Annotated in this window: 27 protein-coding genes and 2 pseudogenes; 19 read left to right on the forward strand and 10 right to left on the reverse strand. The window is 63.0% G+C overall.

Annotation, left to right across the window (positions count from 1 at the left end; all coding sequences use genetic code 11):
* Window positions 1–142: 142 nt before the first annotated feature.
* Window positions 143–322 (forward strand): annotated as a pseudogene (locus FJ959_RS25530) (TetR/AcrR family transcriptional regulator); the annotation flags it as partial.
* A gap of 72 nt (window positions 323–394) precedes the next feature.
* A complete protein-coding gene (locus tag FJ959_RS25535) occupies window positions 395–796 on the forward strand; it encodes a rhodanese-like domain-containing protein (RefSeq protein WP_140498621.1) in 402 nt (133 codons plus the stop codon).
* Between the two features lie 7 nt (window positions 797–803).
* Here the strand turns inward: FJ959_RS25535 and FJ959_RS25540 are convergent, their stop codons facing one another.
* Window positions 804–1715: an alpha/beta fold hydrolase gene (locus FJ959_RS25540; RefSeq protein ID WP_140498622.1), complete on the reverse strand. Its 912-nt coding sequence runs from the start codon at window positions 1713–1715 to the stop codon at window positions 804–806.
* Between the two features lie 47 nt (window positions 1716–1762).
* On the opposite strand from FJ959_RS25540, the gene FJ959_RS25545 reads away from it, so the two are divergent.
* Window positions 1763–2215 carry a MarR family transcriptional regulator gene (locus FJ959_RS25545; RefSeq protein ID WP_140632782.1) on the forward strand — a complete coding sequence of 151 codons (453 nt, stop codon included), beginning with the start codon at window positions 1763–1765 and terminating at the stop codon, window positions 2213–2215.
* 21 nt (window positions 2216–2236) lie between these two features.
* Here FJ959_RS25545 and FJ959_RS25550 read toward each other — a convergent pair whose 3' ends face one another.
* Complete coding sequence (locus FJ959_RS25550; protein WP_140498624.1) at window positions 2237–2848, reverse strand: pyridoxamine 5'-phosphate oxidase family protein; 612 nt, start codon at window positions 2846–2848, stop codon at window positions 2237–2239.
* Between the two features lie 63 nt (window positions 2849–2911).
* Window positions 2912–3265: a DUF971 domain-containing protein gene (locus FJ959_RS25555; RefSeq protein WP_140557192.1), complete on the reverse strand. Its 354-nt coding sequence runs from the start codon at window positions 3263–3265 to the stop codon at window positions 2912–2914.
* Window positions 3266–3461: 196 nt separating this feature from the next.
* Between FJ959_RS25555 and moaA the strand changes: the two genes are divergently transcribed.
* The 13 genes and pseudogenes from moaA to FJ959_RS25620 all read left to right on the forward strand — a co-directional run bounded on the left by moaA (window position 3462) and on the right by FJ959_RS25620 (window position 12606).
* A complete protein-coding gene (gene moaA, locus FJ959_RS25560; protein WP_140632785.1) occupies window positions 3462–4457 on the forward strand; it encodes a GTP 3',8-cyclase MoaA in 996 nt (331 codons plus the stop codon).
* A gap of 54 nt (window positions 4458–4511) precedes the next feature.
* Window positions 4512–4985, forward strand: coding sequence for a hypothetical protein (locus FJ959_RS25565; RefSeq protein ID WP_140632788.1), 474 nt, complete (start codon window positions 4512–4514; stop codon window positions 4983–4985).
* Window positions 4986–5102: 117 nt separating this feature from the next.
* Window positions 5103–5462, forward strand: a complete 360-nt coding sequence (locus tag FJ959_RS25570) for a hypothetical protein (protein ID WP_140584426.1) — start codon at window positions 5103–5105, stop codon at window positions 5460–5462.
* Between the two features lie 119 nt (window positions 5463–5581).
* Window positions 5582–6502 (forward strand): DMT family transporter, encoded by a 921-nt coding sequence (locus FJ959_RS25575; RefSeq protein ID WP_140584427.1) that lies wholly within the window; start codon window positions 5582–5584, stop codon window positions 6500–6502.
* A gap of 50 nt (window positions 6503–6552) precedes the next feature.
* A pseudogene (locus FJ959_RS32640) lies at window positions 6553–6642 on the forward strand (molybdenum cofactor guanylyltransferase MobA); the annotation flags it as partial.
* Between the two features lie 50 nt (window positions 6643–6692).
* Entirely contained in the window at window positions 6693–7202 is a 510-nt protein-coding gene (mobB, locus tag FJ959_RS25585; protein ID WP_140498630.1) for a molybdopterin-guanine dinucleotide biosynthesis protein B, read from the forward strand.
* Window positions 7203–7361: 159 nt separating this feature from the next.
* Window positions 7362–8147, forward strand: a complete 786-nt coding sequence (locus tag FJ959_RS25590; protein WP_140498631.1) for an ABC transporter substrate-binding protein — start codon at window positions 7362–7364, stop codon at window positions 8145–8147.
* A gap of 74 nt (window positions 8148–8221) precedes the next feature.
* A complete protein-coding gene (locus FJ959_RS25595) occupies window positions 8222–8938 on the forward strand; it encodes an ABC transporter permease (protein ID WP_140525212.1) in 717 nt (238 codons plus the stop codon).
* The gene (locus tag FJ959_RS25600) at window positions 8935–9759 is read left to right on the forward strand and encodes an ABC transporter permease (protein WP_140584428.1); all 825 of its coding nucleotides are present in this window, start codon (window positions 8935–8937) and stop codon (window positions 9757–9759) included. The genes FJ959_RS25595 and FJ959_RS25600 overlap by 4 nt, the downstream gene beginning before the upstream one ends.
* Window positions 9760–9869: 110 nt before the next feature.
* Entirely contained in the window at window positions 9870–10739 is an 870-nt protein-coding gene (locus tag FJ959_RS25605) for an NAD(P)-dependent oxidoreductase (protein ID WP_140584429.1), read from the forward strand.
* 7 nt (window positions 10740–10746) lie between these two features.
* Entirely contained in the window at window positions 10747–11451 is a 705-nt protein-coding gene (locus FJ959_RS25610; protein WP_140584430.1) for a DNA alkylation repair protein, read from the forward strand.
* Window positions 11411–11989: a GNAT family N-acetyltransferase gene (locus tag FJ959_RS25615; RefSeq protein ID WP_140584431.1), complete on the forward strand. Its 579-nt coding sequence runs from the start codon at window positions 11411–11413 to the stop codon at window positions 11987–11989. The genes FJ959_RS25610 and FJ959_RS25615 overlap by 41 nt, the downstream gene beginning before the upstream one ends.
* Window positions 11990–12036: 47 nt before the next feature.
* Entirely contained in the window at window positions 12037–12606 is a 570-nt protein-coding gene (locus FJ959_RS25620) for a DUF3299 domain-containing protein (protein ID WP_140498637.1), read from the forward strand.
* A gap of 46 nt (window positions 12607–12652) precedes the next feature.
* On the opposite strand, the gene FJ959_RS25625 is transcribed toward FJ959_RS25620, so the two are convergent.
* The 4 genes from FJ959_RS25625 to FJ959_RS25640 all read right to left on the reverse strand — a co-directional run bounded on the left by FJ959_RS25625 (window position 12653) and on the right by FJ959_RS25640 (window position 15157).
* Window positions 12653–13144, reverse strand: coding sequence for an Lrp/AsnC family transcriptional regulator (locus FJ959_RS25625; protein ID WP_006205209.1), 492 nt, complete (start codon window positions 13142–13144; stop codon window positions 12653–12655).
* A gap of 108 nt (window positions 13145–13252) precedes the next feature.
* Window positions 13253–13933, reverse strand: coding sequence for a uracil-DNA glycosylase family protein (locus tag FJ959_RS25630; protein ID WP_140561231.1), 681 nt, complete (start codon window positions 13931–13933; stop codon window positions 13253–13255).
* Window positions 13873–14484, reverse strand: a complete 612-nt coding sequence (locus FJ959_RS25635; protein ID WP_140498639.1) for a glutathione S-transferase — start codon at window positions 14482–14484, stop codon at window positions 13873–13875. The genes FJ959_RS25630 and FJ959_RS25635 overlap by 61 nt, the downstream gene beginning before the upstream one ends.
* A gap of 49 nt (window positions 14485–14533) precedes the next feature.
* Complete coding sequence (locus FJ959_RS25640; RefSeq protein WP_140584432.1) at window positions 14534–15157, reverse strand: thermonuclease family protein; 624 nt, start codon at window positions 15155–15157, stop codon at window positions 14534–14536.
* Window positions 15158–15230: 73 nt separating this feature from the next.
* Here FJ959_RS25640 and FJ959_RS25645 point away from each other — a divergent pair, with 73 nt between their 5' ends.
* The gene (locus tag FJ959_RS25645; RefSeq protein WP_140515376.1) at window positions 15231–16751 is read left to right on the forward strand and encodes a HAMP domain-containing sensor histidine kinase; all 1521 of its coding nucleotides are present in this window, start codon (window positions 15231–15233) and stop codon (window positions 16749–16751) included.
* A 37-nt stretch (window positions 16752–16788) separates the two neighbouring features.
* Here FJ959_RS25645 and FJ959_RS25650 read toward each other — a convergent pair whose 3' ends face one another.
* Entirely contained in the window at window positions 16789–17787 is a 999-nt protein-coding gene (locus tag FJ959_RS25650; protein WP_140584444.1) for a nicotinate-nucleotide--dimethylbenzimidazole phosphoribosyltransferase, read from the reverse strand.
* 160 nt (window positions 17788–17947) lie between these two features.
* On the opposite strand from FJ959_RS25650, the gene FJ959_RS25655 reads away from it, so the two are divergent.
* Window positions 17948–18181 (forward strand): DUF1289 domain-containing protein, encoded by a 234-nt coding sequence (locus FJ959_RS25655; protein WP_140515375.1) that lies wholly within the window; start codon window positions 17948–17950, stop codon window positions 18179–18181.
* A gap of 13 nt (window positions 18182–18194) precedes the next feature.
* Window positions 18195–18899, forward strand: coding sequence for a TIGR02281 family clan AA aspartic protease (locus tag FJ959_RS25660; protein ID WP_140584433.1), 705 nt, complete (start codon window positions 18195–18197; stop codon window positions 18897–18899).
* A gap of 17 nt (window positions 18900–18916) precedes the next feature.
* Here the strand turns inward: FJ959_RS25660 and dusA are convergent, their stop codons facing one another.
* Window positions 18917–19915 carry a tRNA dihydrouridine(20/20a) synthase DusA gene (dusA, locus tag FJ959_RS25665; protein ID WP_140557178.1) on the reverse strand — a complete coding sequence of 333 codons (999 nt, stop codon included), beginning with the start codon at window positions 19913–19915 and terminating at the stop codon, window positions 18917–18919.
* A 455-nt stretch (window positions 19916–20370) separates the two neighbouring features.
* A complete protein-coding gene (locus FJ959_RS25670) occupies window positions 20371–20673 on the reverse strand; it encodes a DUF982 domain-containing protein (RefSeq protein ID WP_140632791.1) in 303 nt (100 codons plus the stop codon).
* Between the last annotated feature and the right edge of the window lie 60 nt (window positions 20674–20733).

The following is a 20733-nucleotide window of genomic DNA, read 5'->3' on the forward strand; positions in this document are numbered from 1 at the left end:
ATACCGATTCATACCGATTTCGTTAAGCTTTCATAAATTTTGGGGCGGCTGTGGCAGAACGGTTTCACAACATCGTGACGGCCGGAGCGGACACAATCCGCTCCGGCCGTCGAAGCCCAGGGGCGTCGTCAGACCTCGGCGCATGGCCGTGGGCGAATTGCCGAGGAGTTTCGACTGCGAAGCCGCTGCGACCTCTTTCGCGACGGCTCAACACGGCATGTCGATCCAGGCGCGCGACGGTGCTTCGCATGCGGCCCTGCTGGCGACCGCGGAGGGGGCATTGGCGGCCTGGAAGACGATAGCCGGTCCCGACGCGGGATGACAAACGCCGGGCGTTGTGCTCGAAATCCGAACGGACGGAGCGCCAGTCTAAACGGGCCGGGAGGATCGAACGGTGAAAAAGGGTTATCGCGAACTGCTGGACGAGGCGAATGCCGAGATCGAAGTGCTTTCGCCCGAGGAAGCGGCAGCCCTGATCGAGGACGAAGGCACCATCTTTGTCGACCTGCGAGATCCTCGCGAGATTGAACGCGACGGCAGGATTCCCGGCGCGAAACATGTCACCCGTGGCATGCTGGAATTCTGGATCGATCCCGAGAGCCCTTATCACAAGCCGTTCTTCGCTTCGGGAAAGAGCTTCGTGTTCTTCTGCGCCGGCGGCTGGCGTTCGGCGCTCGCCACCAAGACCGCGCAGGACATGGGGCTGTCGCGGGTCAAGCATATCCTTGGCGGCTACACCGCCTGGAAGGCGGCCGGACTGCCGGTGGAACCCGGCGAGAAGAAGAAACAGCCCTGATTGCGGTTCAATGGAGCAGCGACGGCTCCCGCTGCGCGGCCACGAAGCTGACGGCGCGTTCCACCACGCCCTTGTCCGCCAGGATGCGGCGATGGCCGAGCCCTTCGGCCCAGTGGAGCAACACATGGTCACCGGCGCCGGCATAACGCCAGGCATGATCGGCCGAGACTTCGCGATCGTCGGGTGCGTGGATGACCAACGTCGGCACCGGCGCCTGGGCAAGCTGCCGATCGCCGGTGAATTCGTGCAGCGGCCGGCCGGAAAGATATTCGACACGGTCCGCCATGGCGGCCTGCGAGCGCGGACCGACATTGAGCATGCGGCTGAAGTCGGCGAAGATGGCCGGCAATGAACTGGGCGCGGCGATCAGCACCAGGCGCCCGGCCGCCAGCGGCGCAATGTTCCTGATCGATCCGGCGATTGCATTGGCGGCGACGGCGCCGCCGAAGGAATGACCGACCACCGCCGCGAACGGGCCGAACCATTCGCCCGCGATTCGCACCGCATCCACGGCATTGACCATGTTCAACCGCCGGCCATGCGATTGGCCGTGGCCGGGAAGGTCGAGCGAGACGACCCTGTAGCCGGCGGCGCGGTAGCCCTCGATCAGCATGCGCATATATTCGGTGCGCGAGCGCCACCCATGAACGACGAGAACCGTTCCGGCGGACGCCCTGCCTGGCTCCGGACGGAATTCATGCACCATGACGCAGCCGGATCCGGCTTTCAGCCGGTGATGCCGCGCTTCATCCATGAAATCTGCCGCGCGGTCGACGGCACGGCGTTCGCCCTCGCTCAGCACCCTGGCGTTCGGCGTACGGCAGAACAGCTCGAATGCGGCGCGCCCGGTGAGGCGGGGGGCGACATGTTCGGCGGCCCCGAATACACCCCGGATGACCTTCAGTCCGAATGATGCCATAGTGGGAATCCATCCATACGTTCAAGCATGAACATAATAGTTCAAAGATGAACAATAAACAAGAGCTGCCTTGGGACAACCTGCGGTTTCGCAACTGGGTCGCGGTTGCGCGCGCCTGCCATGTGCTGGAGCGCACGCTTGCCGTGAAGCTCGCTCCGCTCGATCTGAAACCCGCGCAGCTCGATGTTTTGATGAATCTCTACCGCCATCCCGGCATGTCGCAGCACGATCTCGCCCGCAAGCTGCTCGTCGGCCGCTCCAACGTCACCATGCTGTTGCCGCAGCTCGAGGCTCGCGGCCTGCTGCGCCGCGAAGGCGACGAGAAGGACAAGCGCATCCTGCGGCTGGCCCTCACCGAAGCCGGCGAGGCGCTGCTGATGCAGGCGCTGAAGGTGCACATGGCGCTGATCGAGAAAGCGATGAGCCAGTCGACGCCGGAGCAGTGCGACATGATCGGCGAGCAGATGCGCAAGATCTACGAGGTGTTGAAGGACGCCTGACCGCCATTGCGGTCCAGCGGATCACCACATCGTCTTTTTTGCCCGCTCCGGCCATTCCTTGTCATAGGTTTCGCCGTCGATGTTCCTGCGGCTGGTGATCTCCAGGATCTTTCCTGGCGTCGGCAGGGACTTCGGATCGACATGCCTTTCCGGGTTCCACAGTTCCGACCGCACGATGGCGCGGGCGCATTGGAAATAGACCGTATCGACATCGATGACGCTCACCGAGCGTGCCGGCCTGCTGTCGACCGTGAACGACGCGCAAAGCGCGGCATCCGTGGTGATGCGCGCGCGGCCGTTGATGCGCAGCGTCGTTCCGGAGCCCGGCACCAGGAACAGCAGCCCGACGCGGGGATCGCGAATGATGTTTTTCAGCGAATCGGCGCGGTTGTTGCCGCGCCGGTCCGGCATCATCAGGGTTTTCGGATCGACGATGCGCACGAAGCCGGCGAGATCGCCGCGCGGCGAGCAATCCAGCCCTTCCGGCCCGCTGGTCGCCAGCGCGACGAAGGGCGAGGCCTCGATGAAGGCGGCGTATTCGGGAATGACGTGGTCGAGTTCCTTGACCACCGAGGCTTCGCCGGGCAGGCCATAGAACGCTTCAAGCTGTTCGACGGTGGTTATGATGGACATTGTCTTGTCTCCCGATCCGCCGCCCCTACTCCCGCTCCATGACATCTTGACGACGCCCGCCGGCTAACGGTCGCGGCTGAGACCCTTTTGTGCCAGCTCGGCAAGATAGGCATTCCAGCGCGCATCCTTCTCGTGGCCCAGCGTGTGCAGGTAATTCCAGGTGAAGATACCGGTGTTATGGAAATCATCGAAGGTGATGCGCACCGCGTAGTTGCCGACCGGTTCAATTTTGAGGATGGCGACATCGCGCTTGCCCGGAACGGTCACCCGCTGGTCCGGCGAATGGCCCTGCACCTCGGCCGACGGCGAGGCGACGCGCAGCAGCTCGGCCGGCAGCTCGAATGGCTGGTGGCCGGGAAAGGTCACGGAGAGCAGTTTGCGGTCTTTGGAGACCCGCAGTTCCTTCGGCGCCGTCATGGTGTTTTCCGTTTCGAACCACCCTTCCCTACGCCGCTTCGCCGGATTGGAAAAGCCCGTACCAGGCAGCCGACATCCGGTGTCGGTCGGGGAATGTTACCAAAGATCGAGAGCGGCTATCTTGAACGACAGGCCGGATCGTATCACATAGCGATATATAACGCCGTCGTTCACAGCCACGGGAAACGCTTCACGCATGGACATGATCGATCCTTTCGGCCGCACGATCAGCTACCTGCGCGTGTCGGTCACCGACCGCTGCGATTTCCGCTGCACCTATTGCATGGCCGAGGACATGGCTTTCCTGCCCAAGAAGGACCTGCTGTCGCTCGAGGAACTCGACCGGCTGTGCAGCGTCTTCATCGCAAAAGGCGTGGGCAAATTGCGTCTCACCGGCGGCGAGCCGCTGGTGCGCAAGAACATCATGCACCTGGTCCGCCAGCTGTCGCGTCATCTCGAAAGCGGCGCGCTGGAAGAACTGACGCTGACCACCAACGGCTCGCAGCTTTCGCGTTTTGCTGCCGAGCTCGCCGATTGCGGCGTCAAGCGCATCAATGTTTCGCTCGACACGCTTGATGCCGACAAGTTCCACGCAATCACCCGCTGGGGCCATCTCGGCAAGGTCATGGCCGGCATCGATGCGGCGCAGGCGGCGGGGCTGAAGATAAAGCTCAACGCCGTGGCGCTGAAGGATTTCAACGACGCCGAATTGCCTGAGATGATGCGCTGGGCGCATGGCCGCGGCATGGACCTGACCGTCATCGAAACCATGCCGATGGGCGAGATCGACGCCGACCGCACCGACCAGTACCTGCCGCTGTCGCTGCTGCGCGCCTCGCTGGAGCGCCAGTTCACGCTGACAGACGTCCCGTTCAAGACCGGCGGTCCGGCCCGCTATGTCCATGTCGCGGAAACCGGTGGCCGGCTCGGCTTCATCACGCCGATGACCCATAATTTTTGCGAGAGCTGCAACCGCGTCCGGCTGACCTGCACCGGCACGCTCTTTATGTGCCTCGGCCAGGAGGATGCCGCCGATCTCAGGGAACCGTTGCGCGCGTCCGAAGGCAACGAGCTGGTCAGCGCGGCGATCGACGAGGCGATCGGGCGCAAGCCGAAGGGGCATGATTTCATCATCGACCGCCGCACCAGCCGCCCCTCCGTGTCGCGGCATATGAGCGTCACCGGCGGCTGATTTTCCCACGGATCTGGTGCAGGATCGCTTCCGGCTGACTGCTGCAGGAATGGAATGAAGTGCGCGCGCTCGGTATTGGCATTCGTTGCGGCGATCGCGGCAATCCCGTCGGCTGCCGCTCCTTTCACCTACACCAACGAGCGATTCGGCACGGTCTGCACCTTTCCCGACGATGTTTTCACCGACCGCCAGCCCGAACCGGACAATGGCGACGGCCAGCAATGGCTCGCGGCCGACGGCGCCAGACTGATCTGTTCCGGCATCCTGAATATCGACAACGACACGCCGAAGCACTTCGTCGCGACCGAGAAAGCCAGCACGGAGGCGGGTTACAAGGTCACCTACAGCAGGACGGGAAAGAACTGGGCCGTGCTTTCGGGACTGAAGGCCGGGAACATCTTTTATGAGCGCCGCCTGTTCGGCAAGGACGGCGTCATCCGCACCGTCTGGATCGAATATCCGCCGGCCGTGAAGTCGAAATACGACCCGCTGGTCGGCGCCATCGCCGCCAGCCTCCAGGGACCGTGACTATCGCGGTCACGCCGCAAATAAACCTGTCGGCAAATGCCTGCCTGATTTACCCCAGCCGTTTTCGCGCCTAGCCTTCCATCCGGTAGCGGCTTTCGCTCCGTGGGGGAAAACATTATGCGCAAGTTCATCTTTTCTGTTGCCTTGCTCGGCCTCGCCGCCATACCGGCGGCGGCGCAATCCATCGGCGGCACTTACGATGTCGCCGGCACCAATTTCGATGGTTCGGCCTATGGCGGCGAAGCCACCATCACGCTGACAAGCGGCACGACCTGCACGATCCATTGGGAAACCGGCGGCTCGTCCTCGGACGGCATCTGCATGCGCAACGACAACGCCTTCTCGGCCGGCTATGTCCTGGGCAAGGAGATCGGCCTTGTCGTCTACAAGATGGATGACGACGGCTCGCTGCACGGCCTGTGGACGATCGCCGGCAAAGACGGCAGCGGCACCGAGGTGCTGACGCCGAAGAAGTAAGGCCGGCCATCCGCGGTTGAAAGTCTGGGCCGCGATCAAGGCCGTGGCCCAGCCCTTTGTCGTTGCTGTTTCGGTCCCGGCTGCTACAGGCTTTTTTCAAAGCAGAACCGGTAGAGATCTTGCCCCTTTCTCCCAATCTTCGCGGTGCGTTGTTCATGGTGGTGGCGATGGCCGGCTTCACCCTCAATGACGCCATCACCAAATATTCGTCGCAGTCGATGAACATGGCGCAGGTCATGCTGATCAGAGGCGCATTTGCCTCGCTCTTCGTCGGCCTGCTTGCCTGGCAGCGCGGCGCGCTGGTCCGGCCGCGCTCGATGCTGCAGCCACTGGTGGCGCTGCGCGTCCTTGCCGAGGCCGGCGCGACGGTGACCTTCCTGGTCGCGCTTGCCCATTTGCCGATCGCCAGCGTCTCGGCCGTCCTGCAGGCACTGCCGCTGGCCGTGACGATGGGCGCGGCCCTTGTCTTCGGCGAGGCGGTCGGCTGGCGCCGCTGGCTGGCGATCGCTGCCGGATTTGCCGGCGTGCTGGTCGTGGTGCGCCCGGGCTTCGACGGGTTCAGCATGTTTTCGCTGGTGGCGCTGGCCAGCGTCGCCTGCTGTGCGGTACGCGACCTCGCCACCAAGCGGATTCCGCAGGCTATCCCCACGCTGCTCGTCTCAACCGCAACGGCGTTGGCCATGACGGTGGTCGGCGCGCTGCTGCTGTCGCCGATGGGCGGCTGGACACCGATGACGGGCAAAGCCACTGCACTGCTGGCGCTCGCAGCAGTGCTGGTGCTCATCGGCTACCAATTCATCATCATGGCGATGCGCTCGGGCGAGATTTCCTTCATAGCGCCGTTCCGCTATACGGCGCTGCTCTGGTCCATTGTGCTCGGCCTGCTGGTCTTCGGCGATGTCCCCGATATGACGATGATCATCGGCGCCAGCACAATCGTGGGCTCCGGCCTTTACGCGCTTTATCGTGAGCGGGTCGTCGGCCGGCGCAGGATCGTCGCGGAAAGCACTGGTCCTGCCATGGCCCCGGACGGCATATAAGAGGCTCGGGGAGAATCCCGTGATTTTCGCGACGGCGCACGGGCTCGATGATGGTGATGGATATTGCGGGATTGATGCTGGCCGGCGTTCAATCCAGACGCAGGGGCGGCGGCGACAAGACCTTGCTGCGGCTCGAAAGCGCCCCCCGGCGATCTTGCCAAGGCGGCGCGGTTGCTGCAGAGCATCTGAGATGAACAAGCGCCTCTTCGGCATCACCGGCTGGAAGAACTCCGGCAAGACGACCCTGACTGAGAAACTGGTCGCGGAACTCGTTGGGCGCGGCTGGACGGTTTCGACCGTAAAGCACGCCCATCATGATTTCGACATCGACAAGCCGGGCGCGGACAGCTTTCGCCACCGGCAGGCAGGAGCCATGGAAGTCGCCATCGTCTCCGCCAATCGCTGGGCGCTGATGCACGAATTGCGCGGCGAGGATGAGCCGGCGCTGGAAGCGATCCTGTCGCGGCTTGCGCCGTCCGACATCGTGTTGGTCGAAGGCTACAAGCGCGAAGCCCACCGCAAGATCGAAACCCGGCGCCTGGAGGCGAAGGACCGGACGCCGCTTTCGGCGGGTGACCCCGGGATCGTTGCCATTGCGGCCGACTTCGTCATCGAGGACAAAAGCCTGCCGGTGTTCGACCTCGACGACGTGAAATCGATAGCCGACTTCGTCGAGCGCGCGACCGGCCTCGTTGCTTGAGAAGTAACGTAACGGCAGAAGGACATTGCCGATTTTCGTGGTTTTGCAGTTGCTTTTTTCTTGGAAAGAGTGGGAGTATCGGGCCAGCGGGCGGTCAAAAGCACCGCCCCCACAGAGCCGTTTCGGAACGACGGCCGGGACCATAAAGAGAGGATCATTATGCGTATTGCACTGCGTATCGCGCTCGCCGCTTCGGCCGCGCTGCTGACGCTCGGCGTAGCCCAGGCCCAGGAAAAGACCCTGAGGATCGGCACCGAGGGCGCCTACCCGCCCTTCAACAACCTGACTTCCGATGGCAAGCTCGTCGGTTTCGACATCGACATCGCCCAGGCGCTCTGCGATGAGATGAAGGTCAAGTGCACCTTCGTCGCCCAGGATTGGGACGGCATCATCCCGGCGCTGCAGGCGGGCAAGTTCGACGCCATCGTGGCATCAATGTCGATCACGCCGGAGCGTGCCGAGAAGGTAGACTTCACTCACAAATACTACAACACGCCCTCGGCGCTCGCCGTCCCGAAGGATTCGACGCTGAAGGGCGTGACCAAGGAGGACCTCGCCGGCAAGAGTATCGGCGTGGCCACCACGACGACCCATTTCAACTATGCCTCGAAGACCTACACCGACAGCACGATCAAGGGTTATCCGAGCAGCCCCGAGGAACAGGCGGATCTGGCCAACGGCCGCCTCGACGCCATCGAGGATGATATCGTGGTGCTGCAGCAGTGGCTGGATTCGCCTGACGGTGCCTGCTGCAAGATCCTCGGCCAGCCCTCGCCGCAGCCGGTCGAGATTTTCGGACCTGGCGCCGGCATTGCCGTGCGCAAGGGCGAGACCGATCTGGTCAACAAGCTGAATTCCGCCATCGACGCCATCAGGGCCAACGGAAAATACAAGGAAATCAACGACAAGTACTTCAAGTTCGACGTCTACGGCGCCGAGTCCTGATAATCACCTCCAAGGGCGGCAGGGTCTCCCTGCCGCTTTACCCGATCTGGGAGCTCTGGAGATAACACCACTCGATGCCAGCCCAAAGCATATGGACACTTCTCAGTTGGGGACCCAATGGCTGGCTTGACGATATCGCCTATGGCGCGGTGGTCACCATCGCGCTGGCGCTCGCCACGCTTCCGATCGGCCTGACGATCGGCTTTTTCATTGCCTGGGCAAAGCAATCCGAAGAGCCTTCGCTGCGGCTGGCCGCGAACATTTACACCACCATGTTTCGGGGCCTTCCGGAGCTGGTGACGCTCTTCCTGTTCTTCTTCGGCATGCCCATCCTGCTGCAATACATAATCCGCTTCTTCAGGCCCGAGGCGACGATCGATGTCGACAGCTTCATCGCCGGCATGATCGTGCTCTCGCTGATCTTCTCTTCCTATGCCAGCGAGGTATTCCTTTCGGCCTTTCGCGCCATTCCGAAGGGCCAGTATGAGGGCGGCTATGCGATCGGTCTGTCGAAGTGGCTGACCATGCGCAAGGTGATCCTGCCTCAATTGCTGCGCATCGCCTTCCCTGGTCTCGAGAATTGCTGGCTCAGCCTGCTCAAGGACACAGCCCTGGTCTCGGTCGTCAACCTCGCCGAGACCTTGCGCAATGCGGGCGTCGCGGCGCGCGTCACCAAACATTCGTTCCTGTTCTACAGCGTCGCGGCGCTGGTCTTTCTCATCCTGGCAATCCTGTCTTCGATCGCCACCGGCTTCATCTTGCGGTCGCTCGGACAGAGGGAAGCGCGATGAGCGTCACCGACACCATTGCCGTCGAACGGCCGCCGCCGCCGGCGCGCGGCTGGCCGCGTGCCCGTATCGTGGGATACGCACTCGTCGGCCTCTGGATCCTCTTCGGCTTCGGTATACTGGCCTATCTGGTCTCCGCGTGGAACGGCGAGTTCTTCGCACGATATGCGCCGGCCTATCTGCAGGGACTTGGAACCACCCTGTCGCTGGTGGCGGTGTCGATGGTGGCCGGCGCCATCCTGTCGCTGCCCGTCACCTATGGCCGCATGTCGAACAACCGGTTGCTGTCGTGGCCCGCCTATTGCTACGTCTATTTCTTCCGCGGCACGCCGCTGCTGGTTCAGGTCTATCTGGTCTATTACGGGGTCGGTTCTTTCCGCGTGCAGCTCGAATCGGTTGGGCTATGGTGGTTCTTCCGCGACGCCTTCAACTGCGGCGTGTTCGCCTTTGCGCTCAACACGGCCGCCTATCAGGCCGAAATCTTGCGCGGTGCCATTGAGAGCGTTCCAAGGGGCCAGTGGGAAGGCGCCGCTTCGCTCGGCCTGCACAAGCTGCAGACGCTGCGCAAGGTCATTCTGCCCCAGGCGATCATCGTGGCCTTGCGACCCTACGGCAATGAACTCGTTCTGATGATCAAGGCCTCCGCGATCGTCGCCATCATCACCGTCTACGACCTGATGGGCAATGCGAAACTCGCCTACGCCAAGTCCTTCGACTTCCAGGCCTATGTCTGGGTGGCGATCGTCTATCTGGTGATGGTCGAGATCCTGCGCCACGGCGTCGAATGGATCGAGCGCCGGATTACCATTCACCTGAAACGGTAAGCTTACCTGATCTGTGCCAGTCGATGGCTCGGCGCGCGCCTTGACGAATCCGCCGCATGGCCTAGACCTTCCGCAACTGCAATCTTTGCTCCCGTCGGAAGGAACAAGCCATGGCATCGGTGGCATTTCTCGGTCTTGGCGTCATGGGCTATCCCATGGCCGCGCATCTGAAGAACAAGGGCGGCCACGACGTCACCGTCTACAACCGCACCAGGGCAAAGGCCGAGCAATGGGTCGCCCAGCATGGCGGCGCTCTCGCCCTGACGCCGGCGCAGGCTGCCGAAGGCAAGGACTTTGTTTTCTCGTGCGTGGGCAATGACGACGATCTGCGTTCGGTGACGACGGCAAAGGACGGTGCCTTTCAGGCCATGAAAAAGGGCGCCGTCTACATCGACAACACCACGGCATCGGCCGAGGTCGCGCGCGAATTGGCCGAGACCGCACAGGAGCGCGGCTTCTCGTTCCTCGACGCGCCGGTCTCCGGCGGCCAGGCCGGCGCCGAAAACGGCATTCTGACCGTCATGGTCGGCGGCGACCAGGCAGCCTTCGACAAAGCCAGGCCCGTCATCGACGCCTATGCCCGGATGGTCGGGCTTATGGGACCGGCAGGCGCCGGCCAGCTCACCAAGATGATCAACCAAATCTGCATCGCCGGGCTGGTGCAGGGACTGTCCGAAGGCATCCATTTCGGCAGGAAGGCCGGGCTCGACATCGAGAAGGTCATCGATGTGATCTCCAAGGGCGCAGCGGGCTCGTGGCAGATGGAGAACCGGCACAAGACGATGAATGCAGGCAAATACGACTTCGGCTTCGCGGTCGACTGGATGCGCAAGGATCTCGGCATCTGTCTTGATGAAGCCGACCGCAACGGGGCCAGACTGCCCGTGACGGCGCTCGTCGACCAGTTCTATAAGGACGTCCAGGCGATGGGCGGCAGGCGCTGGGACACATCCTCACTGCTGGCGAGGCTGGAAAAGTAGAACGCAGATGTCCCTGCCCGGCCCGAGCTGGAGCGCGGACGAGATCGTCGCTCACCTGCGCTCGATCGGCACGCAGGAAAACCGCGCCGGCATGGCCCGGTTCGGCATCAACACCGCGACGGCGCTTGGTGTAGGCAATTCGGATTTGCGGCCGCTGGCGCGCAAGCTGAAGCGCAATCACGAGCGGGCGCTTGCCCTGTGGGACAGCGGTGTTCGCGAGGCGCGGCTGGTGGCGGCGTTCACCGGGGAGCCGAAAAGGATCACGGCCGAGCAGTGCCGCCGCTGGGCCGGCGATTTCGACTCCTGGGAGATCGTAGACAGCGTTTCGGATCTCTTTGCTGAAACGTCGTTCCGGCGTGAGTTGATCGAGGAGTTTGCTGCCGACGAACGCGAGTTCGTGCGCCGCGCCGGCTTTGCCATGGTGGCGTGGAGCGCAGTGCATCTGAAGCAGGAGCCGGACGCGACGTTTCTCGCCTATCTGCCGTTGATCGAGGCGCATGCCGGCGATCCGCGCAATTTCGTCAGGAAGGCGGTCAGCTGGGCGCTGCGGCAGATTGGCAAACGCTCGGCGGCGCTGCATGCCCCTGCCCTTGCGCTCGCGCAAAAGTTGGCCGGATCATCCGACAAGACGGCGCGCTGGATCGGCCGGGACGCCGTGAAGGAGTTAACGGATGTCAAAAGGCTGGAACGGCTCACCTCCAGAAAAAGCTGATCTTGCCGATATCCGGTTCACGGAGGTGACGCCGGCAACACGCGGCGACTTCGAGATATTGTTCGAGCAGCCGGGTGCGCCAAAATATTGCTGGTGCATGGCGTGGCGGCAGTCCGTCCGCGAGCACATCCCGAATGATGAGAAAAAGCGCCAGATGATGGCACTTATCGATGCCGGCAGGCCGGTCGGCATCCTCGCCCAGATCGACGGCAAGACCGTTGCCTGGTGTTCGGTCGCGCCGCGCGAAACCTACCGAAGGCTTTCAAAGCAGCAGGACGACAGCGAGACGGGGGTATGGTCAATCGTCTGCTTTTATGTGCCAAGGGCTTTGCGCGGCCGCGGTTTTGCTTCCGCATTGCTCGATGCGGCCATTGACCACGCGTTCGCCAAGGGGGCGCATATCATTGAGGCCTATCCGGTGGGCGAGGCATCGCCGAGCTACCGTTTCATGGGGTTTCGCGACATGTTTGCGGCGCGCGGCTTTCACGACGCCGGCATGACCGGTTCTCGCCGGCATGTAATGCGGCTCGAGCGTTGACGTCGCCGGTGGCGGTGTCTTTACTCGAACGCAAAGGAAAACGTCCGATGACCAAACGTCTGATAGCCATGGCAGCGTTCGCGGGCGCGATGTCGGCTTTTACAGCCGCCCTCGCTTCGGCCGAGACCACACACATATTCTGGAAGGATTTGCGCCCGGCGACCCAGGCGGTTGCCGAAGAAGCTGGCCTGCCGATGATCGCGGCAAAATTGCCCGATCGCGGCGAGACGTTATCCCTCGGCCTGCAGGACAAGACCATACAAATAGCCGGCTATGCGTTGCCGGTCGATCGCGAAGGCGATCTTGTCTATCAATTCCTACTGGTGCCGTGGACCGGCGCCTGCAGCCACATGCCGACACCACCACCCAACCAGATCGTCCTGGTCACCCCGGCTCAGCCCTACAAAATATCGCGGGCCTACCAGCCGGTTTCCGTAACCGGCGCGCTGAAACCAGGCATGGAGAAGAGCCAGCTTTTCATCCTGGACGGCGTCTCGGTCATCCAGTCGGGCTATACCGTGCGCAAGGCAGACGTGACCGGCGTCGACACCGTGCCGGACACAATAACCCTACCGGTCAACTCGCCTTGGACTTTCCTCAACAAAAAGAAGAACTAAGCAAGGCGAGCTTGCGTGACCTTGCATGCACCAAGGCCACGCGCGCTCAGGCCGCGTTCGCGCCCGATTCCTTGTCCAGCACCATGTAATCGAGCGGGATTTCGGTCGTGTACTTGATCTGCTCCATGGCGAAGGAGGACGAGACGTCGCGAATCTCGATCTTGGCGATCAGCCGCTTATAGAAGGCATCATAGGCTGCAATGTCGGGCACCACGACACGCAGGAGGTAGTCGACATCGCCGCTCATGCGGTAGAACTCGACCACCTCGGGGAATTCCTGGATGACTTCGGAAAAACGCCGCAGCCATTCATGGCTGTGCGAATTGGTGCGGATCGAGACGAAGACGGTGACCCGCACATTGACCTTTTCATGATCGAGAATGGCGACACGCCGCTTGATGACGCCCTCTTCCTCGAGCTTCTGGATGCGCCGCCAGCAAGGGGTCGTCGACAGTCCCACTTTCTTGGCGACATCTGCGACCGCGAGCGTCGCGTCCTCCTGCAGGAGGCGGAGAATTTTTCGGTCAAGGCGGTCCATTGAAAGCTCCTGAAGGAATGGATTGGCCATAATCGGCGTTATTATAGCCTTTCACAAGAAAAAAATTCTGCTGATTGGCGGAAAAGCCGGTGGTTTCTTGCTGAATGTCTAACCGAGGCGATAGCGGATTTCCGACCTGAGGAAAGGCAGCAAATCCATTTCAAACCAGGGATTCCGCTTCAGCCAGCCGGTGTTGCGCCAGGACGGATGCGGCAGCGGCAGCACCTTCTGGCCAGCGGATTTCTCCCAGATGGAGCGCCAGTCCCTCACCGTTTCCGTCAGGGACGGGCGCCGCGCGGCACCCATGTGCCAGGACTGCGCGTAGATGCCGATCGTCAGCACCAGGTCGATCTGCGGCATGAGCCCCATCAACGGCGCGCGCCAGGCCGGCGCGCATTCCCGCCTTGGCGGCAAGTCGCTGCCCTTGGCGTCCTGGCCGGGGAAACAGAAGCCCATCGGCACGATGGCAAACTTCTCGGTGTCGTAGAACTCCTCACTGGTGACGCCGAGCCAGTCTCTGAGCCGGTCGCCCGAAGCATCGGTGAACGGCATGCCCGACAGATGCACCTTGGTTCCCGGTGCCTGGCTGGCAATCAGGATGCGGGCATTCGACGAGGGTCGCAGCACCGGGCGCGGTTCGTGCGGCAGTGGCCGGCCGATCGGATTGTCGACGCAGATGCGGCAGGAGCGAACCGTCGCGGCGAAGCTTTCGAGTTCCGCAGTCATCCTCAGGCCGCGGCACTCGGCCGGCTCGAAACCATCCGATACCAGCGCAACACATTGCTGCACTCGTCCGGCACCTTGATGCGCGCCGGTTTCATGAAATCGATGGCGATCATCCCGGTGATATCGGCGATCGAATAGGCGTCGCCGGCGGCGAATTCGCGGGTTCCCAGCTCGCCGTCGAGAAGTCGCAGGAATTCGATTGCCTTCGGCTTGTTGGCCTCGCCCCACTCGGGAATCTGCGGGATCTCCCATTCCTTCATGGCCGGATGGGTGTGGCGGAAAGCTTGCGCGACGCAGGTCAGCAGGTTGAATTCCATCCGCCTTTGCCACATCTCGACCTGCGCCTTGCCGAGCGCCCCGCGACCGAACAGTGCGGGCTCGGGATTGAGTTCCTCGAAATAGCGGCAGATGGCGACGGACTCGGTGATGACGGTGCCGTCGTCAAGCTCCAGCACCGGCAGTCGCCGCAGTGGATTGCGCGAGCTGACCGCCTGTTGCCTGTGTTCCAGCGCGCCCATGTCGACGGACACCAGCGGAACCGCGATTCCCTTCTCGGCCAGAAAAACGCGAACCCGCCTTGGGTTGGGCGCCCGGCCGCCGTCGAAGAGCTTCATTCGATCCTCCAGTTCTTGCCGGTGACGGCAGGGTTCAGCTTCCGCCGGCTTACCAGAAGCGGAAAATCTCTCGCACGGCATCGGCGATGGAGGCGAGCGTGCCATGTTTTCTCTCGACGGACTCGCCATGGTGGCTGTCGCGCCAATCTTGCGGCTGGTCGAATGTACCTGCCCAGATGCCGGCCCTTGCCGCGCGCGCGATGGCTTCCTCGCTCTCGTAATCGCCGAAAGCGACCGCCCAGCCTGCCTCGACCTGTGCGCGGTTGAGATCGGTATCGCCCGCCTTGCAATCGCCGAGCAGCCGGCCGTAACGATCGCGCTGCCAGCCGCTGCAGATGACGGGCCTGCCGGCGATCAGGCGCACCAGAGATTGGCGCGCAAGCGTGCCACAGGAATAGTCGGCGCCTTTCTTGCGGCAGGTCTGAGTGTATTCCGGCGCGTCGATGCCGCGCATGCGAATGCGTTCGGCGCCGAGCGTGATCGAGTCGCCATCATTGATGATGGCGACGCCCTGTGTCTTTCGCGTCTCCACGCGATCGAGGCGCGCCGCAAGCACGATCAGCAACCCCAGAATAATGACGGTCAGCCCGTAGTCCAGCAATTTGCGCCATGGGCTTCGCGGACGCGGCGCAGCGTACCGCCGGCGCGGTCCTTGCGACCAGGAACGGCTCATATGGCAAACGGTTGGTTAATCATTCGAACGTAGCTTAACACCTTGAAATGCCGCCCGCATAATTGAAGTCTTCATGCCTTTGCAACGCTCGAACACAGCGGACAAATTCATTGTGGACCGCAGGAAACGCCATCGCAACAGCGATGTCGCGCGCGCGGTGCGCAAGACGCGCGACCGTCTTTCGCAACAGGCCGGCAATCCGGATTTCGATCGCGAACTATTGAAACTCCATGCGCGCGCGATGACCAGCGGCGCCATTGCCATTCCGCTGCTTGTCCTGGCGATCGCCGCGCTTGGCCGGCTGGCCGGCATCGGCAATGAGATCATTCTCTGGGCGCTGTTCACCCTGACCTGCTACACGATGTTGGCTTTCATGGCGCGCCGCGTCGAACGCGTGGAAGCGTCCGAGCTTAACCCGTTGCAAACCCAGAGAGAATTCCTGTTCGCACATTTCCTGTGCGGCCTCGGCTGGGGCTGGTTCGTCTGGCTCGGCTGCGGTGCCTGCGCGGTCGACCAGTTTCAGGTGGTCAAGGCCGTGGTGCTGCTGCTTGCCATGGCCGGAACCGCTATCATGGCCTCATCCCTGCGCGGGGCGCTGCTGGCGACTTTCGCTGTTCCGGTGACGCTTTACGCCTACGCCGAAATAAGGCTGTGGATGCCTGTCGGGGCGATCATGGCCGTACTGCTCGTTCTTTCGCTGCCTTTCTTTGCCTATATCGCGCGGAACCTCAACCGCTCCTCCCTGATGCTTTTGTCGTTCCGCTCCGAAAAGGACGCACTGATCGCCGAAGTCGAGACCGCGAAATCGATGTCGGACGAGGCGCGGCGGCGCGCGGAAGATGCCAATCTGGCCAAATCGCGCTTTCTTGCCTCGATGAGCCATGAATTGCGCACGCCGCTCAACGCAATTCTCGGTTTTTCCGAAGTGATGTCGAACGAAGTCCTGGGGCCGATGAGCAATCCCACTTATCGCGACTATGCCCATGACGTGCACGAATCCGGCCAGCATCTTCTCGACCTCATCAACGAGATCCTCGACCTGTCGCGCATCGAGGCCGGCCGGTACCAGCTCAATGAAGAGCCGGTGATGCTGCTCGGCATTGTCGAGGATTGCTGCCACATGATGGAGTTGAAGGCGCGCAACAAGGATATCCGCGTCATTCAGGATTTCGAACATGCCTTGCCGCGCCTGTTCGCCGACGAGCGCGCGGTGCGCCAGATCACCCTCAACCTCTTGTCCAACGCGATCAAGTTCACCGCTACCGGCGGCGAAATCCGCGTGCGCGTCGGCTGGACGGCCGGCGGCGGACAATACATCTCGGTCAGGGACAACGGCCCCGGCATACCGGAAGACGAGATCCCGGTAGTGCTTTCGGCCTTCGGCCAGGGTTCGATCGCCATCAAGAGCGCCGAACAGGGCACCGGACTTGGTCTGCCGATCGTGCAGGGCCTGCTCGCCATGCATGGCGGCGAATTCCAACTTCATTCCAAGCTGCGCGAAGGCACAGAGGCGATTGCCATCTTCCCGCTGAGCCGGGTGATGGAGGAACTCCCGGCCCTGCCGACCGCGGCGGTCGCGGCGCGTCGGCGTTGACGCGCCTCATGCGTGGAATGAGCGACGAATGCTCGGCCTAGCCGCGAACGGCCGCGGCCATGCCCGAACTGGTCAGTGCCGCTGCCTTGATTAGGCCGGCGGCAAGTGCCGCGCCTACTCCCTCGCCGTGGCCGACGCCGAGGTCAAGCAAGGGGCGAAGGCCAAGGCGCTCGGCGGCCTGCGCATGCGCGGGCTCCGGCGACAGGCCGGCGAGAAGGCAATGATCCAGCGCGGCAGGATTGGCGGCATGCAGGACCGCTGCGGCTGCCGTTGCCGCAACTCCGTCGAGCAGCACGGGGATCTTTTGCATCCGTGCCGCAAGGATGGCGCCGGCTATCGCCGCGAACTCACGGCCACCGAGCCGGCGCAGCACCTCCAACGGTTCATCGAGATGGCCGGCGTGGAAAGCCAGCGCCGCATCGACCACCTCCGCCTTGCGCGCCTGCATCGCCGCATCGGCGCCAGAGCCCGGGCCGACCCAATCGGTGCCCTTGCCGCCCAACACGGCCGCGAACAGGGCCGCGGCGACGGTGGAATTGCCGACGCCCAGATCGCCGAGGCAAAGCAGGTCGGCGCCGCCGGCGATCGCCTCCATGCCAAAGGCCATGGTCACGGCGCAACCCCGCTCGTCGAGTGCGGCATCCTGCGTGATGTCGGCTGTCGGAATATGCAAGGCGAGATCGAAAACCTTCAGCCCGAGGTCGTTGGCGACGCAGACCTGGTTGATCGCTGCACCGCCGGCCGCACACAGTTCGACGGCGTTTGCGGTCGCCGCCACGGCTCTCGGCGAGACGCCGTGCCTGACAACACCATGGTTGCCGGCAAAGACCGCGACCAGAGGCCGCGTCACTGCCGGCGGCGCACGGCCACTCCATGCTGCCAGCCAGGCAGCGATATCCTCGATGCGACCAAGCGAGTTCCTTGGCTTGTCCGCCTTGGCGAACAGCGTTCGCACACGGGCCTCGGCTGTCGTGTCGGCCGCCGGCAGGTTGGCCAGCAGGTTACGGAAATCGTCGAAGGGCTGTGCTCTGGTCATGTCGTGGAAATCGTCCTTGCAGATGGCAGCGGCATAGCCGCCCTCGTGCGCCGGCACAACCTCCCGCGCCTGATGTAAAAGCGGCCGTGGGCGACGCATTCCCGAGGGCTTGCAAAGGGCATGCCGTTGCACCATGTGGAAGTCAGCCAAGGAAACATTCATGACGGCCATCGAATCCCCATGCATTCTGGTCTGTTCGATCGATATGAAGACCGGTTTCTGTTTCGGGTGCGGCCGCACCCGGGACGAGATCGGCGCCTGGATCGACATGACGGCGCAGGCGCGCCGTGACGTCATGGCCCAACTGCCTGCAAGGCTGGAGACGGTAGAGCGCCGGCCGCGCCGCGAAACCCGCCGCACCCGTATGGCACGGGAACGCGACGCGCTCTCGTGAACGGATTGCCGACATGAACCGCCTGTTCTGGATCCTGATGCTCGTCATCGGCGTCGGCGCGGTGCTGCTGATGTTCAACGATTCCGCCGGCAATACGCTCGGCGTAGAGAACGATGATTTTGGCCGGCTGATCTGGCTTGGCGCCTTCGGTGCGCTCATCGGCGCCGGCCTGCTAAGGTCGGGCCGCCCGCTCGGGGCCATGGCGCGCAATCTCGGCGCGTGGGCGGCGATCGCGCTCGCGCTGATCGCCGGCTATCAATATCGCTACGAATTGCAGGATTTCGCCAACCGGGTAACCGCTGGCCTTGTTCCCGGCAGCCCGCTGGCGCTGGGCATCGAGGACGGCCATGCCACCGTGACGCTCGACAAGGCCGACAATGGCCATTTCGAGGCGCGCATCCTGATCAACGGCGCGCCAGTGCGCACGGTGGTCGACACAGGAGCGACCAGCACCGTGTTGACGTCGCAGGACGCCCAGGCAGCCGGGATCAATCCCGCCGCTCTCGATTTCACCATACCGGTCTCGACCGCCAACGGCACGGCGCGCGCCGCGGCTGTGAAAACCAACGAACTGGCCATCGGCGGCATCGTGCGAAAGAATATGCCGGTGATGGTCGCGGCACCCGGTATGCTTGGCCAGAGCCTGCTCGGCATGAACTTCATCAGTTCGCTGTCCGGCTTCGACGTGCGCGGCGACCGGATGACCCTCCGGGATTGACGTTCGGCAAAAGCGGTTCAGGCGGCCTTGTCGACCGCCCCGCTGAGGTCGACCGCAGCGAACGCCGTCTTCAGCACCTGCGGCCCAGCGCCGGGGCGCGTTGCATCCGTGGAGAGGATCTGGCGGTAGCGGCGCGCACCGGGCAATCCATGGAACAACCCGACCATATGGCGGGTGACGTGGCCGAGCCGCCCGCCCTGTTCGACATGGCGTGCGGCGTAGCCGGCCATGACATCGATCAGCGCGGCGAAATCGAAGGGACCGGTCCGCTCTCCATAAAACATGGCATCGACGCCGGTCAGAATGCCTGGAGTATGGTAGGCGGCGCGGCCGAGCATGGCGCCGTCGAGGTGCTGGAGATGCGTCTGCGCCTCTTCAAGCGATTGAATACCGCCATTGATGCCGATGAATTCGCTCGGTTTTCTCGCCTTCAACCGATAGACGCGGCCATAGTCGAGCGGCGGGATGTCGCGGTTTTCCTTGGGGCTCAGCCCCTCCAGCCATGCCTTGCGCGCATGCACCCAAAGGGCGTCGGCGCCGGCCGCGAAAACACCGTCTGCAAGCGCATCCAGCGCCGGCTCGGGATCCTGCTCGTCGACGCCGATGCGGCATTTGACGGTTACGGGAATGGTCACGGCCGCCTTCATCGCCGCGACACAGTCGGCGACGAGGTCAGGCACCTTCATCAGGCAGGCGCCGAACGTACCGGACTGGACGCGGTCCGACGGGCAGCCGACATTGAGGTTGATTTCCTCATAGCCGAAAGCCTGGCCGATGCGCGCCGCCTCGGCCAGCTTCCCCGGATCGGAGCCGCCGAGCTGCAGCGCGACCGGATGTTCCGCATCGTCGAAACCGAGCAGGCGCTCGCGCGCGCCCTGGATGACCGCGTCGGCCACCACCATCTCGGTGTAGAGCAACGCACGGCGAGTCAGCTGGCGATGGAAGAAGCGGCAATGGCGGTCCGTCCAATCCATCATCGGGGCGATTGCCACCTTATGCTCTTGGTATCTCGACATTTTTAGCGTCAATTGGTTGGTTGATGCGGGCGGCATGGCCACCGATCATCATATCGGCGACATATGCGAAGTAGGCAAGCCCCTCGCTCGAGCAGTAAGTCTGAAGGCGGTCCTTCTGCGCCTGCCAAATCCTATGGCCTGAAGTGCTGTCTTCTCGTTTTTTCGAGTGCTGGGCGAAATCGCTCCAAGAAATCGGAAGCTTGCACCCCCTTGCTACACCGCAGGAGAGCGGCACGCCGTTTTGCGACCTGGTCGATGGTCTTTCAACTGCGGCGAACAAGACGGGGGACCGCCTTTCCAGGATTAGCTGCTTTCCGAGGTTGCCGACCATAAGCGGATGGTGGCCATCCTGGGCCGCGCCGCATTAGGCGTTCGCCGACGCCATGGCAAACGGACAAACAGTCAAATCGGCGCTGGGGGCCGGCGCCGTTTTCGACTACAGTCGGTCCAGAACGTTACCGCCGCAGCGCGTACACGCGCCCCGCTGGCTCGCTGCCCACCGACAAGGCCATGTCGTCATCCAGAAGCCGCGTGATCCGGGCGAAGCCCGTGAACGCCTTCCTAGCTTCTTCAGCCGACATCTGCCCCGACAGGGCGGCCGCGCAGCAGTTCAGCGCGCATTGATAGACGGGGCCACGTCGCCCGGTCGGCCATTTACGCAAAAACACCATGGCCTCGGCAACACTGTCGATTTCCTCGATAGGGTGTCCCTGCCCGCGTGAAATCCGCACGGGCGAAAAAAAATGCAAATAGTCCATCATATCCTCCCGCTCGGTCGCGACGTGTTCGACCGAACCCCATCAAACGCGCCATCATCC

The sequence above is a fragment of the Mesorhizobium sp. B2-2-4 genome (assembly GCF_006442375.1).
GTDB lineage: Bacteria > Pseudomonadota > Alphaproteobacteria > Rhizobiales > Rhizobiaceae > Mesorhizobium.